A 17,378-nucleotide genomic window follows, 5' to 3' on the forward strand; every position below is an offset into this window, starting at 1 on the left:
TCGCAAGGACGCACCGATGGCATCCAGCAGAATCACGTACGCGGACCTGGCCCTGCCCGGGGAGGAACTGCACCGCTCCTACGAACAGGCCCTCGCCGCACAGCGCCTGGGCGCGCACCACCCGCCCGGCGCCGCCCGCGGCCCGCACCGCACCGAACACTCCCCGCTCGACGGGCGGATCGCCGTCGGGCACTTCACCGAGGCGCACCCCGACGAGGTCCACCACGCCGTGGCCGCCGCCCGCGCCGCCCAGCCCGCCTGGGCCGGGCGGCCCTGGACGGAACGCCTGGAGATCCTGGAGGCGGCCGCCGAACGGATCTCCGCACAGGTCCACGACCTGGCCGCCCTGCTCACCCTGGAGATCGGCAAGACCCGGCTGGAGGCCATCGGCGAGGCCGAGGAGGCAGCCGAGTTCTTCCGCTACTACAGCGCCCGCTGGCGGGCCGACGGCGGCTTCGAACGGCCCATGGCCGGTGCCTCCCCGCGCGAACGGACCCGCAGCGTGCTGCGCCCGCACGGCGTCTGGGCGGTGATCGCGCCGTTCAACTTCCCGCTGGCCCTGATCGCCGGTCCCGCCGCCGCGGCCCTCGCCGCAGGCAACACCGTCGTCGTCAAGGCGGCCGAGCACGGCTACCTGGCCGCCCTGCGGCTGCGCGAGACCGTCGTGGCCGCGGGCGTCCCCGCCGAGGCCCTGCACGTCCTGCTCGGCGACGGACCCACGGTCGGCGCGGAACTCGTCGGCGCGGGCGTGGACGGCATCACCTTCACCGGCTCCTACGACGTGGGCACCGAGATCCTCCAGCGCACCGCGGCCGGGCCCTGGCCGCGCCCGGTCGTCTGCGAGATGGGCGGCAAGAACACCGCGATCGTCACCCGGCACGCCGACCTCGATGCCGCCGCCGAGGGCATCGTCCGCTCCGCCTTCGGGTTCGGCGGACAGAAGTGCTCCTCGTGCTCCCGGGTCCTCGTCCAGCACACCGTCCACGACGACCTGGTCGCCGCCGTCGTCGAACGGGCCGCCCGGCTGCGCGTGGGCGACCCGCGCGCACGCGCCACCGACTACGGCCCGGTCATCGACGAACGCGCGGCCAAGCGCTTCACCCGCGCCGTGGAGGCCGCCGCGGCGGCCGGGTCCGTGCTCACCGGCGGCGCCCGGCTGACCGGCGGCCCGTACGCGCACGGCGTCTATCTGGAGCCCACCGTCGTCGCCGTGCCCCGCGACGAACCCCTGTGGCAGGAGGAGCTGTTCCTGCCGCTGGTCGCCGTCTCCCGCTTCGACACCTTCGAGGACGCCCTGGCCGAGACCAACGCCACCCGCTTCGGCCTGTCCGCCGGGCTCTTCTCAAACGACGAGGCGGAGACGGCCGCCTTCCTCGACGGCGTGCACTGCGGCGTCGTCTACGTCAACCGGCCCGGCGGCGCCACCACCGGAGCCTGGCCCGGCATGCAGCCCTTCGGCGGCTGGAAGGGCTCCGGCAGCACCGGCCGCGGTGGCGGCGGCGAGCACTACACCCAGCTCTATGTGCGGGAACAGAGCCGCACCCTCCACAGTCTGCGAGGAGACCAGGCATGAACGACCAGGTCAGCCGGCTCGGCGACCACTCCGGCCCGGTGCTGCGCACCCCCCTGCCCGGTCCGCGGGCCCGCCGGACCGTGGCCGAGGACGAGCAGGTCACCAGCCCGTCGCTGCCCCGCGCCTACCCCTGCGTCCCGGTACGCGGCGAGGGCTGCCTCATCGAGGACGCCGACGGCAACGTCCTGCTCGACTTCAACGCGGGCATCGCCACCAACTCCACCGGCCACGCCCACCCCCGGGTGGTCGCCGCCGTCCAGGAGCAGGCCGCCCGGCTGCTGCACTATTGCAGCTCCGACTTCTACGTCCCCGTCTACGCCGAACTGTGCGCCCGGCTCGCGGGCCTCAGTCCGTTCGGCGAGGACGCCCGGGTGTTCCTCGCCAACTCCGGTACGGAGGCGGTGGAGGCGTCCCTCAAGCTCGCCCGGCGCCACACCGGACGCCCCCACGTCGTCTCCTTCCTCGGCTCGTTCCACGGCCGCACCTACGGCAGCGTCTCGGTCACCGGCTCCAAGCACACCTACCGCGACGGATTCGGCCCGCTGCCGCCCGGGGTCTTCCACGCCCCGTACAACGACACGTTCACCCACCCCGACGGCACCCGCACCACCGTCCCCGGCTATCTGGAGGACGTGCTGTTCACGCGGCTGACCGCGCCCGAGGAGGTGGCCGCGGTCCTCGTGGAACCCGTCCTCGGCGAGGGCGGCTACGTGCCTGCCGACGCGGACTGGCTGCGCGGCCTGCGCGCCCTGTGCGACCGGCACGGCATCCTGCTGATCGCCGACGAGGTGCAGACCGGCTGCGGACGCACCGGCGCCTTCTGGGCCTGCGACCGCTACGGCGTGACCCCGGACATCCTGCTGGCCGGCAAGGGCCTCGCCAGCGGGCTGCCGCTGAGCGCGATGATCGCCCGCGCCGGAGTCATGGACTGGCCGGTGGGCACGCACGGCTCCACCTTCGGCGGCAACCCCGTCAGCTGCGCCGCCGCCCTGGCCACGGCGGACCTCGTCACCGGTTCGCTGGCCGAGAACGCCCTGAAGCAGGGCGCGTTCCTGCTCGACCGGCTCCAGCACCTCGCGGACGGACCGCACGTGGAGAGCGTGACCGGCCTCGGCCTGATGATCGGCGTCACCTTCGCCTCGGCCCGCTTCGCCGCCGAGGTGGAGGCCGCCTGCTTCCGCCGCGGTCTGCTGGTGCTCCAGGCGGGCGACCGCACCGTGCGCGTCTCCCCGCCCCTGGTGCTGCGCGAGGACCAGGCGGCCACCGGCGCCGACCTGCTGTGCGAGGCCGTCGCCGCGTGCGCGGCGGCGGGGATCCGCTGATGCCCGCTCACCTCGCCCCGGACGCCGGTCGCACGCAGGGCAGTCGTACGGACGGCAGCCCCACGGACGGCACCGGGACACCGTCCGGCCACGGGGAGCACCGGCTGACCGTGTCCGTGCGCATCGCGTCCGCCACCGCCGCCGCGGTGCGCGCCGCGCTCGGCGCGGCCCTGGCCGCGGCACCCGGGCCGCCCGCCCCGGCGTCCGTACGGACCGCCGTGCGCGCCACGGCGGACGGCACCGAGCTGACGCTCTCCTGCCCCACCGACACGGCCGATGCCGCCGCCGTCGGGCGGCTGTTCGCGGACACCGCCCGGCTGCTGGCTCCACCGGACGCGCGGGACGGCGGCGGAACCGTCCGGTGGGAGCGGGCCGCGGCCGGGGAGCCGCCCGCTCCCGAGCGGCCGGGCGGCTCCCCGGATGCGGCCCGCGGCGATCTGCTCCGCCTCGCCGACGTGATCCCCGGCACCGGCTCCGGCCCGTACGTCCGGCACCTCGACCGCCGCCTGCCCGCCGCCCTCGGGCCCCGCCTCGACCGGCTGGCCGGGGAGACGGGCCGTACCCCGGACGACGTGGCGCACCTCGCGCTCACCGTCGTACTCCAACGCCTGGGCGTGGCCCCGGAGACGCTGGGCACCGTGCGCCCCGACCGGACGGACCGGACCGGCGCGCGCGGGGCACAGGAGGCCGTGCCCGCCCGGCCCGTGGACCCGGACCAGGACGCGCGGACGGCCCTCGCCCAACCGCGCACCGGCCCCGCCTTCGCGGGCGCACCGCCCTTCGACCTCGTCCTCGACCGGCGCGGCACGCCGCCGCTGCCCCGCGGCTGGGAGCTGCTGGAGTTCTCGTGCCCGGCCGGGGACGCGGTCACCCTCTCGCTGCGCCGCACCGGCACCGGCCCGGTCCTGTGTGCCGAGTCCGCCGCACCGGCCGGACAGGACCGCCTGCGGGCGCTGCTCGACCTGTGGGAGGGCCTGCTCGCGGACCTGCTCGCCCGCCCCGGTGCCCCGCTGTCCGCACTCGCCCTGCTCCCCGCCGGCCAGGAGGAGCGGCAGGCCGCGGTGCTCGCCCGCGCCCAGGCACGGGCCGCCGCGGCGCCCGCCGCGCCCCTGGCCGCCCGCTTCCGGGAGCACGTCAGGACCCGGCCCGACGCGCCCGCCTGCCGCCAGGGCATCCGCACCTGGAGCTACCGGCGGCTGGGCCGCCGTGCCGCCGCCGTGGCCGCCCGGCTGGCCGGACTCGCCGACGGTGCCGTCGTCGCGGTGCTGGCCGACGCCGAACCCGACCTGCTCGCCGCACTGCTGGCGGTCTCCTCGCGCGGCGCCACGTTCCTGCCGCTGTCCCCGCAGGAACCCGCCGCCCGGCTGCGGGACGCCCTCGTACGCTCCGGCGCGTCCCTGCTGCTCACCGGCACCGGCGCACCCGCCGTCCCGGCCCCCGAAGGATGCCCCGTCCTCGCGCTGCGCGACCTCGAGGACGCCGGGCCGGACGGGGAGGAACTGCCCGCGCCGCCCGCCGGGGACTTCGCGGCCCCGGCGTATCTGCTGCGCACCTCCGGTTCGACCGGCGTGCCGAAACTGGTTGCGGTCGGCCGGCCCAGCCTGGACAACTACCTGGACTGGGCCGCCCGCGCCCTGCTGGCCGGCGGCAGCCCGGTCCCCGTGGTCTCCAGCCCCATCTTCGACGCCAGCCTCAAGCAGACCCTGGGCCCGCTGTACGCGGGCGGCTGCGTGCAGCTGCTGACCGCCCACCGGCTGGACCTGGAGGCGGTCCGCGCCGAACTGAGCCATATGGCGGCGCCGGTCACGCTCAACTGCGTACCGAGCTACTTCTCGGCGCTGCTGTCCGACGAGGAGGACGCCGGGGACGGCCCGACGATGCGCCTGGACCGGCTGCTGCTCGGCGGCGAACCGCTCTCCGCCGACCTGCTGCGCCGGATCCGGGACCGCTATCCGGCCGTCGAGGTGTGGAACTTCTACGGCCCCACCGAGACCACGTCGACGGCCACGGCGGGACCGATGCACCCGGCGGGCGGCATCCATGTCGGCACACCGGTGGCCGGTGCCGCCGTCGCCGTCGTCGACCGGCACGGCGCGGTGCTGCCGGAGGGGGTCGTCGGGGAGGTGGTCATCGCGGGCCCCGGAGTGGCCCTCGGCTACCTCGGCGAGGGGCCCGGCCCGTCGCCGTTCACCACGGTGCGGCCGGCCGGACGGACCGTCCGGGTCTACCGGACCGGCGATCTCGGCCGGCTCGACGGCGACGGCAACCTCCGGGTGGCGGGCCGCCGGGACAGCCAGATCAAGCTCAACGGGTGGCGGATCGACCTCCAGGAGGTCGAGCAGGTCGCCCGCCGGGCGCCGGGCGTGCGCGAGGCCGTCGTCGTACTGGACGACCGCACCGGCACCCCCTGCCTGCGCGCCTTCGTCACCGGCCGGGACGCCGAGCCCGCCGCCGTCCGGCGCGCCCTGGGCGAGCTGCTGCCCCGGCCGATGGTGCCCGCCTCGGTGACGGTGCTGCCCCGCTTCGACACCACCGCCACCGGCAAGGTCGACCGGGCCGCCCTCCTGGCCCGCGCGACCGGGCCCGCGTAGCGGCGCCCGGCACCCGCACGGCCGGAGCCGGGCGTCCCCCCCCGAGGGGACGCCCGGCTCCTTCGGCTGCGGCGCGGACCCCGTCCCCGGAGCCCGGCTGCCCGCCCCGCCGCCCCCCCTCGCGGCCGCCTACCGCTCGCGCAGGGCCTCGCCGAGCCGCGCCGCGACCCCGGCGTCGGTGATCACGGAGTAGTGGTCGGTGTCCGCGACCACCACCGGATCCACGGCGCGGCCGAGCAGTTCGGCCCAGCCGAGGGCCGCGGTGGTCCCCTCGGGCCTGCGCTGGGCGCCCGCGGCGAAGAGCAGCACCCGGGTCCCCGGCAGCCGGGGCGTGGCCGCCCGGTACCGGGCGGCGCAGGCGCGGTGCGCGCCGAACAGGGCGAGGCGGCGGCGGAGTTCGGCGGTCGTCTCCGCCTCCGGCGCCCCCGCCTGCGGTGTGCGCAGCAGGGCCGCCTCGGTCTCGGCCGGGTCGGCGCCGGTGAGCCGCCCCACGTCCTCGGCGAAGGCCCGCAGATCGGCACGGGCGGAGGACGCGGTGCCGCCGTAGGCCGGGCCGCCCGGCGCGTAGCTGTCCAGCAGGACGAGGAGTTCGGTGCGCTCCCCGTCGAAGGAGAGCTGCCGGGCCATCTCGGCGGCCACGGCACCGCCGAAGGACCAGCCGCCGAGCCGGTACGGTCCCGAGGGCCGCACCCGCCGCAGTTCGTGCAGATACCGGGCGGCCAGCTCGCGCAGGTCGCGCGGCACCGGCCCGCCGTCCAGGGCGGGCGCGCGGAAGGCGTGCACGGCCGGTCCCGGGGGCAGCGCCCGCACCAGCGGCCGGTAGCAGACGACGTCGCCGCCCATCGGATGCACGAGGAACAGCGGGCTCTCCGCCGCGGGCCCCTCCCGCAGCAGGAGCAGCGGCCCCTGATCGCCCGTGGCGCCGCCGCCGTGGCCGTCGCTGCCGCTGCCTTCCGCCGCGCCGCCGGTGCCCGCGTTGCCCTCGGGGCCCTCGGCGCCGAGGGCGGCCAGCACCGGGGCCAGCCGGTCGACGCGCGGCGCGGCCAGCAGGTCCCGCAGGGACACGGCCACGCCGAACTCCTTGCGGATCCGGGTGATGAGGACCGTGGCGAGCAGTGAGTGCCCGCCGACGGCGAAGAAGTCGTCCGTCACCCCGGTCTCCGGCCGCCCGAGGACATCGCGCCAGACGCGCAGCAGCCTGGCCTCCTCGGGGGTGCGCGGCTCGGCGCGCCCGGCCGGGGCGGCGGCCCGCGGGGTGCCCGCCGCGCCGCCCAGCAGCGCGTCGCGGTCCGGTTTGCCGTTGGGCAGCAGCGGCAGCGCGTCGACGAAGAGGACCAGGGCGGGCAGCAGCGCCGCGGGCAGCCGTCCGGCCGCGTGCGCGCGCAGCGCCTCGGTGCTCACCCGGGCGTCCGGGACCCGGACGACGTAGGCGACGAGCGAGACGCGGTCCGCGTCCCGGTGCGGTTCCACATGGCAGCCGGTCACCTCGGGATGCGTGGCCAGGGCCGCCGCCACCTCGGCCGGGTCGGCGCGTACGCCGTTGACCTTGACCACGGAGTCCCGGCGCCCGGTCGGGACGATCGCGCCGTCCGCGCCGACCACGGCCGTGTCCCCGGTCCGGAAGAGCAGGTCGTCCGGATCCGGCTCGCGGCAGAAGGAGTTGGGCCGGAAGCCGCCCGGCTCGCCGGACAGGTACCGCGCCCGGTAGGGCGTGCGCAGGACGATCTCGCCCCGCTCGTACGGCAGGCAGGGCCGCCCGTCCCGGCCCAGCACCGCGACCTGGGCGCCCGGCAGCGGGCCGCCGACGGGCAGCACACCCGCGCCGGGCCGCTCGGGCACCCGCAGGAAGGTCTTGATCATCATGGTCTCGGTGGGACCGTAGAAGTTCACGATCTCGGCCCGGCAGCCCCGCAGCCCGGTGCGCAGCCGCGTCACCAGCTCCCCGGTCAGCGGTTCACCGGCCAGGCAGATCAGCCGCAGCGCCGACAGGTCGGGCCCGGCGGCGTCGGCGCCCAGCGCCAGCCAGGACGCCGCCACCGAGGGGGTGGTGTGCACGACGGTGATCCGTTCGGCCGCCAGCCACTCCAGCAGGCGCAGCGCGTCCTCCCGGGCCGCCGCCGGGGGCAGGCAGAGCGCAGCCCCGGCGGTCAGCGGCACGAACACGTCCCGCAGCACGGCGTCGAAGGAGAACGTGGTGAGCTGGGCGACGCGGTCACCGGGACCGATCGCGAACTCCGCCCGCTCCCAGGCCGCGAAGTGGTCGAGGCCGCGGTGCGCGCCCAGCACGCCCTTGGGCGTGCCGGTGCTCCCGGAGGTGAAGAACACACAGGCGGGCGCGTCCGGCGAGGGCGGGCCACCCGGTGCGGGGCCGTCCGGCGTGCCGGGGTGCGGCACTTCCGGTACGGCGCCGGGGGCCGCGTCCGCCGCGCGGGCGACCTCCACGACGGGCAGCCCCGCCGCCTCGCACCACGGCGGACGGCGGTCGCGGCCCGCCGCCAGCACCGCCGTGGCACCGGCCAGCTCGGCCAGGGCGCGCTGCCGGGCCTCGGGCAGCTCCTCGTCGACGGGCACGGCGACCGCACCGGCGGTCACGGCCGCGAGCAGCGCCGTGACCGCGTCCGGGTGCTTGCCGCCGACGACCGCCGTGACCTCGCCCGGCCGCAGCCGCCGCGCCGTCGCGGCCACCCGCGCGGCCAGCTCCCCATAGCCGAGCCGGCCACCGGCGCAGCGCAGCGCGGTCGCGCCGGGGGTCTCGGCCGCGCGGCGGGCGAACTCGGCCGCCACCCGCGGCTGCGGCCGGGCGGGCAGGGCCGCGCCGAACGGATGGGCGGGGCGGCCCGCGCCGGACACGGCCCGCGGCCGGTCCGGCTCCCGGACGGCCGCCGCCAGCAGCGCCACCAGCCGCCCGCCCAGCGCGTCCACCGATCCGGCGTCGAACAGGTCGGTGTGGTACTCGACGTCCAGCCGCAGCCGGTCCCGCTCCGCGCGCGCCACGAGCGTCAGGTCGAACTTGGCGGCCGGGGCGAGCGCGGCGTCCGCGGGCAGTTCACCGCCCGACAGCTGCCGCACCAGGCGGCCCGTGCGCCCCGAGCCGTCCGGCGGCATCCGCAGCATCACCTGGAAGACGGGCGTCCGGCTCGGATCGCGGACCGGCCGGACCGCCTCGACCAGCCGGGAGAACGACAGGTGCTGGTGCGGGTGCGAGGCCAGCAGCACCTCGCGGACCCGGCCCACGGCCTCGTCGAAGTCCGGCCCGCCGCCCAGGTCCAGGCGCAGCGCGTGGGTGCGCACGAAGAAGCCCACGGTCTGCTCCGTGTCGGCCCGGTCCCGGCCCGCGCTGTCGGTGCCGAGGACCACCTCGTCCTGGTCCGCGGTGTGCGCGAGGACCAGCCCGAAGGCCGCGAGCAGCGCCATGTAGGGCGTCACGCCCCGGTCGCGGCAGTACGCGCTCAGCGCGGCCCCCAGCCCGTCCGGCACCGGCACCGGGCGTACCGCACCGCGATGGGTGCGCACCGGGGGCCGGGGGCGGGCCGTGGGCAGGTCCAGGACCGGGGGAGGGGTGCCCAGGTGCGCGCGCCAGAAGGCGACGGCCGCCGCGCGCCGGGCCTCCTGGCCGGGCCCGCGCGAGCGCAGCGCGTGCTCCGCGAAGCGCGGCGCGGGCGCCGCCGCCTCCGGCTCCCGCCCCTCGCGGGCCGCGTGGAGCAGCCCGTCCAGCTCCCGCAGCAGGATGTCCCACGACCAGCCGTCGCAGGAGAGGTGATGCACGGTCAGGCCGAGGAACTGCTCGGCGGACCCGTCGGCGCACCGCACCAGCCGGGCCCGCAGCGGCCTGCCCTCGGTGAGCGCGAACGGCCGGGCGCCCTCGGCGGTGAGCCGGTCCAGCGCCTCGTCGCGCCCCGCCGCCCCGGGCAGCACACCGAAGTCCGCCGGGCCGGGCGGCAGCACCCGCTGCACCGGCCGGTCCTCGTCCACCACGAACGCGGTGCGCAGCGCCTCGTGCCGGGCCACCAGGCGGTCCAGCGCCGCGCGCACCCACGCGGCCGGTACACCGGCGGGCAGCGCCAGCACCCCGGCCATGTTGTAGGCGCCCGCCTCCGGGGCGAGCTGTTCGAGGAACCAGACGCCCTCCTGCTCGGGAGTGAGCGGGATGCCCTGCTCGGGGGTGAGCGGGATGCTCTGCCCGGGGGTGAGCGGGATCCGCCCGTCCTGCTCCGCGCCGCCGTCCGCCGCCGCCGTCTCCCCGGGCGTGGGGCCCAGCGCGTCGAGCCGGGCGGCGAGCGCGGCCACCGTGGGCGCCTCGAAGAGGTCCCGCAGTTCCAGCGGGGCGCCGAAGTCGCGCCGTACCCGGGACAGGACGCGCGCCATCAGCAGCGAGTGGCCGCCCAGCGCGAAGAAGTCCGCCGCCCGGTCCTCCACCGGCACGCCCAGCACCTCGGCCCAGTATCCGGCGACCGCCTCCTCTGTCCCGCCGCGCGGCGCGCCCGCCTGCTCCCGCGCGGCGGCGGGATCCGCCCCGGCGGCGGGCAGCGCCCGCCGGTCGAGGGTGCCGTACGCGGTCAGCGGCAGCGCGTCGAGCGGGACGACCTCGGCGGGCACCGCGGCGGCCGACAGCCGCTCGGCCACGGCCCGCCGCAGCGCGTCCGGGTCCAGGCCGGTGCCCGCCGCGGGGACGACATGGGCGACGAGCCGCCGCTCACCGGCGCCGTCCTCCGGCACCGGTACCGTCACCGCGGCCGAGGCGACCGCCGGATGTCCCGCGAGCACGGCGCCGACCTCGGCGGGATGCACCCGCACGCCCTGGATCCTGACCTGGTCGTCCCGGCGTCCCAGGCACTCCACCGAGCCGTCCGGGAGGTACCGGCCCAGATCCCCGGTGCGCCGCGCGGGCCCGTACGCGCCGTACGCATCGCCCGTGCCGTTCCTGTCGCTTGTGCCGTTCGCGTCGCTCGTGTCCACGAGGATCTCGCCCAGTTCGCCGACGCCGCACGGCCTTCCGCGCCGGTTGACCACGAGCAGCCGGGTGCCGTCGATGCCGCGGCCGACCGGCACGATGCCCTCGCCCGGCTCCTCGGGCACCGGGTACCAGGCGGCGACCGGCGCCGTACCGGGGGCGCCGTACAGGTTCACGCACCGCGCGGCGGACGCGGGGAACGCCCGGCGCCACCGCCGTACCAGCGCCGCCGGGAGCGGTTCGCCGGACAGGCACAGCAGCCGCAGCCCGGACAGGTCGGGCGCCGGGTGCCCCGCGCCTTCCTCCTCCCCTCGGCCGAGCAGCGCGCCCAGCGCGGTCGGGGCCGTGTGCAGCGCGGTGGCGCCCGAGGCGGCGAGCCGGGCGAGGACCGCCGCCGGGGCCTCCGGCGCACCGCCGGGAGACGGCAGGCAGACGGCGCCCCCGGCGACCAGCGTCGGCAGCACGGCCCGGACCAGGACACCGGCGGTGAACCCCGCGAGCTGCGCCACGCGTTCGCCCGGCCCGCAGGGCAGCGTGCGCGCCACCCATGCGACCTGGCGGGCGAGGGTGTCGTGGTCCATCGTCACGGTCACGGTGCGGGGGAGGCCCGGGGAGTCCCCGGCACCGGAGCCGTCGGAGCCGTCGGAGCCGTCGGAGATGCCGGAGCTGTTGGAGTCCTCGGAGCCGAGGACCAGACAGGCGTCGTCGTGGGCCGGCGAGGGCGCGGGCTCCGCGTCTCCCGCGTCCGCACCGCGTGTCACCAGCTCCGCGAAGGCGAGCGTCCGCACCGCGTCGGCTGCCGGGCCGCCGTCCGCCGCCCCGGCCCGCAGCAGCAGGGCCGCCCCCGTCTGTGCCAGGAGCGCCGCCCGGGAGTCCGGCGGCAGCGACGGATCCAGCGGCAGTACGACGCCCCGCGCCCACAGGGCCGCGAGCAGCGCGGTCACCGCCGCCCCCGGGTCACCGCCGTCCACGGCGACCACCGTGCCGGGGCGGAGCCCCCGCGCGCACAGCGCGGCGGCGCCGTGCCGCACCCGGTCCAGCAGCGTGCCGTAGCTCAGCTCCCCGTCCGGCAGGACCAGGGCCACCGCGTGCGGGGCGGACCGCGCCCGCCGCTCGAAGAGTTCCAGGACGCCGGCCGGGGCCTGCGGGCGCGGGTCGGTGCGCGGGTCGGTGGTGAGGGGGGACGTGGTCATCCGGCACTCCAGGTCAGACGAGGTCAGACGGTGGCGGGGCGGGCACGGGCAGGCACGGGCGGACACGGGCGAGTTCGGGCAGGGGGCGTGGGGGAGGCTCAGACGAGGGAGTGGTCCCAGACCGGGGCGTCCGGGTCGGCCAGCGCCTGGTCGGCGAGGGCCGCGAGCTGCCGTGCCATCGCCGCGCCGCGGGCCGGTCCGAACATGCCGTCGGGGTGGACGAGCAGGGCCGGCAGACCGGGCCCGGCCGGAAAGACCTCCAGCTTCAGCTCGTAGTGCGTCTGGCCGGACTGCTCCTGGACCACGCTCACCTCGCCCGCCCCGGCGGCGGACCGCCACGAGGGGATGTTCTGCACCACCAGCAGGTTCTGGAAGAGCGGCAGACTGCCCGAGCGCCGGTCCACGCCGAGATCGGCCACGATCCGGTCGATGGGCACCCCGGCGTGCCGGTGGCCGTGCAGGGTCGACGTCCGGGCCTGCGCCAGCACGTCCCGGAAGGTCGCGTCCTCCTCCAGCCGCAGCCGGTGCGGCACGGTCGTCACGAAGCAGCCCAGCATCGAACGCGTCCACTCGGGCGTCCGGTTGGCGCTCGGCGAGGCCACGACCACGTCCTCCTGGTCGGCGAGCCGGGCCAGCCAGAGGCCGAACAGGGCCAGCAGCGCCATGTGCCCGGTGACCCGCTCGCGGCGGCAGAAGGCGGCCAGGCGCTCGTCCGTGCCCTCGCTCCAGACGACGGGCCGCACGGCGGCCGGGACGCTCAGCCGCCCGGGGCGCGGCCGGTCGGCGGGCAGGGCGATCCGGGGTGGCGCGCCCGCGAGCCGCTCGCGCCAGTGGGCGCGGGAGTCCGCGAGTTCCGCCCGCGCCTCCTCGTGCCGGGCCCGCTCGTGCAGCCAGGCCGCGTGGTCGAGGAGCTGCGGGGAGCCGCTGGGCGGCGCGGGCGGCTCCCCGCGTCCGACGCGCGCCCAGTCGTCGGCGAACTCCCGGGCGAGCAGCGACCAGGACCAGCCGTCGGTGGCGATGTGATGGAGCGTCAGGACCAGCAGGTGGTCGTCGGGCGCGAACCGCACCAGCCGCGTCCTCACCGGCGGCCCGGCCGCCAGGTCGAAGGGCGCCGCCCCGGCCTCGGCCACCAGGCGCCGCACCCGCTCGTCCCGCTGTGCCGGTCCGAGCCCCGGCATCTCCTCGGTCGGGGGCAGCTCGACACCGCCGGGCGCCTCGACGACGGCCAGCGGGCTGCCGTCGCGCTCCGGATAGCGGGTGCGCAGCACGTCGTGCCGCGCGAACAGCGCGGCCAGACAGCGGCGCAGGTCCGCCGGATCGGCGGCGCCGCGCAGCCGCAGCCCGGTCGGGGCGTTCATCGCGGTGCCGTCCGGCTCCAGCCGCTGGAGGAACCACATCCGCTCCTGCACCGGCGCGGGCCGCAGCGGCCGCGAGGTGTCCGCACGCGCCGGTCCGTCCGGCCGCGCCGCGGTGCCCGCCTCCGCCACGGCCGCGCGCAGCCCGTCCAGCGTGGGGCGGCGGAAGAACACGTCCAGCGCCACCTCGGCGCCCAACTCGTCGCGTACGGCGGCGAGCAGGGCCAGCGCCTGGAGCGAACTGCCGCTGGAGGCGAAGAAGTCCCGGTCCCCGGCGACACCGGGACCGAGCACCCGGTTCCACACCGCCGCCAGCCGGTCCCCGGCCCCCGATCCGGACCCCGCCCCCGGCCCTCCGGCCGTTCCCGCCCCGGGCGCCGAGGCCGCTCCCGCCCCCGGCTCCCCGGCGGCCCCCGCATCGGGCGCCGAAGCCGCCCCCGGCCCCCCGGCCGCCCCCGCCCCCGGCGCCGGGACCGTCTCCGTGCCCCGTGCCCCGGCCGTCTCCGGCGGGGGCCACGGCAGCGCCGCCCGGTCCGTCTTGCCGTGCGCGGTCAGCGGCAGGGCCGTCAGCGGCACCAGCACCGCCGGGACCAGCGCGGGCGGCAGCGTGCCGCGCAGCAGGGCGGTCCACCGCCGGCGCAGCGCGGCGTCCACGGGCTCCCCGGCCACCGGATAGCCGACCAGCAGCGCGGTGCCCGAGCCGCTGTGCCGCACCGCGGCGGCGGCCTGGCGCACCCCGGGGAGCGCGGCCAGCGCCGCCTCCACCTCGCCCAGTTCGATCCGTACGCCGCCGACCTTGACCTGGCCGTCGCGGCGCCCGTGGTACTCCAGCACCCCGTCGGGCCTGCGGCGTGCCAGGTCACCGGTGCGGTACAGCCGGGCGCCGGGCCCGTCGCCGTACGGGTCGGGCGGGAAGCACCGCGCGGTCAGCTCGGGCCGGTTCAGATAGCCGCGGGCGACCTGGACGCCGCCGACGCACAGCTCGCCCCGCTCCCCGTCCGGCACCGGTCGCAGCCGTTCGTCCAGCACATGCAGCCGGACGCCGGTGATGGCGCGGCCGATGGGCACCGGCGCGTCGTCCGGCTCGTCCGGCCGGCACCGCCAGTGCGTCACGTCCACGGCGGCCTCGGTCGGCCCGTACAGATTGTGCAGCTCGACGTCCGGCAGGGCGGCGAAGAAGGCCCGCCGCAGCCCCGGCGTGAGCGCCTCGCCGCTGCACAGCACCCGCCGCAGCCGGGGACCCGCGTCCACCTCGGGCAGCCGGAGCAGCTCGGCGAGCATGCTGGGCACGAAGTGCGCCGTCGTCACCCCGTGTTCGCGAATCGTACGGACCAGGGCACGCGGGTCGCGGTGTGCCCCGGGGGCGGCCATGACCAGGGTGGCGCCGGTCAGCAGCGGCCAGAAGAACTCCCAGACGGAGACGTCGAAGGTGTACGGCGTCTTCTGGAGCACCGTGTCGCCGGGCCCGATCCGGAAGGTGTCCTGCATCCAGCACAGCCGGTTGACGATGGCCCGGTGCTCGGTCAGCACGCCCTTGGGCAGCCCGGTGGAACCGGAGGTGTACAGCACGTACGCGAGGTCCCGGCCCGCCGCCGCGTCCAGCCCGTCGGCGCCCGCCCCCGCCGGGCCCGCGTCCGGGGCCGCCGCCGCGTCGGGCGCGAGCAACGGCACCCCCGACCCGGCCGGCACCTCACGGGCGTCCCCGGCGCCTCCGCCCTCTCCGGGGCCCTGCGGGTCCCCGAGGTCCGTCACCACCGCGACCGGTCCGGCGTCGCCGAGCAGCGTCCGCAGCCGGGCGGGCGGGTCCTCCGGGGAGAGCGGGAGGTACGCGGCACCGGACCGTACGACCGCGAGCACGGCGACCGCCAGGGACACCGACCGCTCCAGGCGCAGGGCGACCACCCGGTCGGGACCCGCGCCCAGGGCCCGCAGCCGGTGCGCGAGCGCCGCGGAGGCCCGCTCCAGCTCCGCGTAGGTCAGGGTCCGCTCCCGGTCCACCACGGCCGGGAGCCCCGGGGTGCGTCGGCACTGCGCCACCACCAGCCCGGCGAGGGACCGCGCACCGGCCGCCGGGACGGCAGCGGCAGCGGCGGTGGTGGCGGCGGTGGTGACGGCGGTGGCGGTGGTGGCGGCGGTGACTTCGGCGGACGGAGGAGGTCGACGGAGCTCAGCGGTCATCGAGGGTCCCTCTCGGCATTCCGGGGGTACGACCGAACCGGCCCCGGGGCGCGGCTCGCCGCCGCCCCGGACAGCTCCGGAACGTAGCACCGCCACCCGGCACCGGCCGGGCTCGTCCAGCCCTTCTCGACCGCACCTTCAGACGGCCCCGTCCGCCCCGCCACGGCCCCCGCCACGGCCCCCGCCACGGCCCCGCGCGGTGGGACTCACGGACCGCTCCAGGAACGCTGGAACCCGCGCCGGGCCGCCTTGACCGGCGTCGCCCCCGGCCGTTGGATGACACCCCATGAGCCGGACCAGGCACGTTCCCACGACGGACTCGCCGCACATCCCCGGCGAGCGGCGCACGGCGGAAGCCACCCCATGACCGCCCATGTACCGCACGGCACCGCCGCGGGATCCGCCCCGGGCGCCCCACCCCCGGCGCCCCTGCCCTGGCGGCTGTGGACCGTCTGCCCCTCGCACGGCACCGGCTTCGCCGGAGCGCACCCGGCCGACGGGCCCGGCTATCTGCGCCTCCTCGGCGAGCACTGCGCGTGGGCCGAGCGGCTGGGCGCCGACGCCATGCTCGTCTACGACTTCTGGCAGGCCCTCGACCCGTGGACGGCCGCCCAGGAGGTACTGGCCCGCAGCCGCGCCCTCGAACCGGTCGTCGCGGTCACCGCCCCGCTGTCCCGGCCCGCGACGGTGGCCCGCCGCGTGTCCTCGCTGTCCTACCTCCACGGCCGGGCCGTCCACCTGAACATCGTCGCCGGTGCCCGCGGCACGGACCTCGGCCTGCTCGGCGCCGACCCGACGCCCCCGGACGAACGGCAGCTCCGCTGCGCCGAGTTCGCCGCCTGCGTCCGTGCGGTCCTGGCCGGCCGACCGCACGAGTCCACCCACTACCGCGTCCACGCCCCCTCCCCGTCCCTGTCCCCTTCCCCCTCCCCGTCCCCTTCCCCCTCCCCGTCCCTGTCCCCAGGCCCGCTGTCCGGCCGCACCCCGCGCCTGTACGCGCCGGCCTCCGCCTCCCCGGGCTTCGACGCGTTCGCCCCGCTGCTCGACGGCTGCCTGGTGATGGCCAAGCCGTACGACCGGCTCGCCGCCGAGACGGCACGGCTGGCGGAGCAGGGCGCCACCGGGGGAGTGGCGCTGATCGTCGGCATCGTGGCGCGCGAGACCTCCCGCCGGGCGCGGGAGGCGGCCGTCGCCGCGTACGGCGGCTCCCGCCGGGACGCCCTGCTGCGCAAGCTCTTCACCGACGGCCTGACCTCCACCCAGCACCGCGCCACACTCGACCTGGCCGAGCGGTCCGAGTGGCACGACGACTGCCTCTGGTACGGCGCCGGACGCGTCGGCATCGACACCCCCAAACTCGTCGGCGGCTACCGCGAGGTGGCCGACGCCCTGCTGCGCCTGGCCGCGCTCGGCATGACCACACTGGTGGTCGACCTCCCGGCCGACCCGGCGGAGTACGCCCATGTGGCGCGGGTGCTCGACGAGGCGGCGCTCGCGGCGGCGGCCCCGGCAGCGCCCGCGGGGGAAACAGGGCGCCCGGCCTGATCGTGCGGCCCTGACCTGGCCGATCGTGTAGAACGAGGGCATGAGCCAGTCGACAACTGCCCCCGCACCGCCCACGATCAGCGCGGACGGCCTGCTGCTGCGCCCGCTGACCGAGGCGGACGAGCCCGCCGTCGCCGAAGCCCTGCGGGACGCGGACATCCTGCGCTGGGCGGTGGGCAGAGCCGTGACCGGGGCGGCGCCGGGCGAGCGTGCCCGCGCCTGGCTGGCCCCGCGCCTCGCCTGCTGGCGCAGCGGCACCGCGGCGTTCGCGATCGCCGCCCCGGACCGCGGGACCCTGCTCGGCTCGCTCAGCGTCCGGGAGATCAACCGCCTGCCCGACCAGGCCGTGGTGACCTACTGGGTGACCCCGGCGGCCCGCGGCAGGGGCCTGGCCGCCGGGGCGCTGGACGCCGCGGCGCGCTGGGCGTTCGCCCCGGCCGCGGACGGCGGCCTCGGACTGCACCGCGTCACCCTGGACCACGCCGAGCCCAACATCGGCTCGTGCCGGGTCGCCACCCGGGCCGGCTTCCGCCTGGAGGGCACCATGCGGGACTTCTACGTCGACACCGACGGCATCCGCCACGACTCCCACCTGCACGCCCGCCTCGCGAGCGACGGCCCGCACCCGCGGGGGTAGCCGCGCCCCGGCTCAGCGGCCCTCCGGGCCCCC

At 77.9% G+C, this 17,378-nt stretch carries 7 protein-coding genes; 5 read left to right on the forward strand and 2 right to left on the reverse strand.

Features of this window, described 5'->3' with window-relative positions:
- Positions 1-16: 16 nt before the first annotated feature.
- Genes B086_RS0115020 through B086_RS0115030 form a run of 3 tightly spaced genes read left to right on the forward strand, consistent with a single transcriptional unit; the run spans position 17 to position 5,486 of the window.
- On the forward strand, positions 17-1,573 hold the full coding sequence (locus B086_RS0115020; protein WP_018567238.1) for an aldehyde dehydrogenase family protein: 1,557 nt from the start codon (positions 17-19) through the stop codon (positions 1,571-1,573).
- A complete protein-coding gene (locus B086_RS0115025; protein WP_018567239.1) occupies positions 1,570-2,895 on the forward strand; it encodes an aminotransferase class III-fold pyridoxal phosphate-dependent enzyme in 1,326 nt (441 codons plus the stop codon). Before B086_RS0115020 ends, B086_RS0115025 begins: the two co-directional genes overlap by 4 nt.
- A complete protein-coding gene (locus B086_RS0115030) occupies positions 2,895-5,486 on the forward strand; it encodes an AMP-binding protein (protein WP_158690392.1) in 2,592 nt (863 codons plus the stop codon). Before B086_RS0115025 ends, B086_RS0115030 begins: the two co-directional genes overlap by 1 nt.
- A gap of 129 nt (positions 5,487-5,615) precedes the next feature.
- Here B086_RS0115030 and B086_RS0115035 read toward each other — a convergent pair whose 3' ends face one another.
- Together B086_RS0115035 and B086_RS0115040 are read right to left on the reverse strand one after the other, a co-directional pair.
- Positions 5,616-11,630 carry an AMP-binding protein gene (locus tag B086_RS0115035; protein WP_018567241.1) on the reverse strand — a complete coding sequence of 2,005 codons (6,015 nt, stop codon included), beginning with the start codon at positions 11,628-11,630 and terminating at the stop codon, positions 5,616-5,618.
- Positions 11,631-11,728: 98 nt separating this feature from the next.
- The gene (locus B086_RS0115040; RefSeq protein ID WP_018567242.1) at positions 11,729-15,163 is read right to left on the reverse strand and encodes a non-ribosomal peptide synthetase; all 3,435 of its coding nucleotides are present in this window, start codon (positions 15,161-15,163) and stop codon (positions 11,729-11,731) included.
- A 363-nt stretch (positions 15,164-15,526) separates the two neighbouring features.
- Between B086_RS0115040 and B086_RS0115045 the strand changes: the two genes are divergently transcribed.
- Together B086_RS0115045 and B086_RS0115050 are read left to right on the forward strand one after the other, a co-directional pair.
- Positions 15,527-16,708 (forward strand): LLM class flavin-dependent oxidoreductase, encoded by a 1,182-nt coding sequence (locus B086_RS0115045; protein ID WP_018567243.1) that lies wholly within the window; start codon positions 15,527-15,529, stop codon positions 16,706-16,708.
- A gap of 40 nt (positions 16,709-16,748) precedes the next feature.
- The gene (locus B086_RS0115050) at positions 16,749-17,345 is read left to right on the forward strand and encodes a GNAT family N-acetyltransferase (RefSeq protein WP_018567244.1); all 597 of its coding nucleotides are present in this window, start codon (positions 16,749-16,751) and stop codon (positions 17,343-17,345) included.
- Positions 17,346-17,378: the final 33 nt, after the last annotated feature.

It is taken from the genome of Streptomyces sp. PsTaAH-124, from assembly GCF_000373685.1.
GTDB lineage: Bacteria > Actinomycetota > Actinomycetes > Streptomycetales > Streptomycetaceae > Streptomyces > Streptomyces andamanensis.

Bases quoted from the DNA above. Each gene is read 5' to 3' on its own strand.
- B086_RS0115035 (WP_018567241.1), bottom strand. From the start codon at position 11,630: ATGACCACGTCCCCCCTCACCACCGACCCGCGCACCGACCCGCGCCCG.
- B086_RS0115020 (WP_018567238.1), top strand. From the start codon at position 17: ATGGCATCCAGCAGAATCACGTACGCGGACCTGGCCCTGCCCGGGGAG.
- B086_RS0115050 (WP_018567244.1), top strand. From the start codon at position 16,749: ATGAGCCAGTCGACAACTGCCCCCGCACCGCCCACGATCAGCGCGGAC.
- B086_RS0115030 (WP_158690392.1), top strand. From the start codon at position 2,895: ATGCCCGCTCACCTCGCCCCGGACGCCGGTCGCACGCAGGGCAGTCGT.
- B086_RS0115045 (WP_018567243.1), top strand. From the start codon at position 15,527: ATGACCGCCCATGTACCGCACGGCACCGCCGCGGGATCCGCCCCGGGC.
- B086_RS0115040 (WP_018567242.1), bottom strand. From the start codon at position 15,163: ATGACCGCTGAGCTCCGTCGACCTCCTCCGTCCGCCGAAGTCACCGCC.
- B086_RS0115025 (WP_018567239.1), top strand. From the start codon at position 1,570: ATGAACGACCAGGTCAGCCGGCTCGGCGACCACTCCGGCCCGGTGCTG.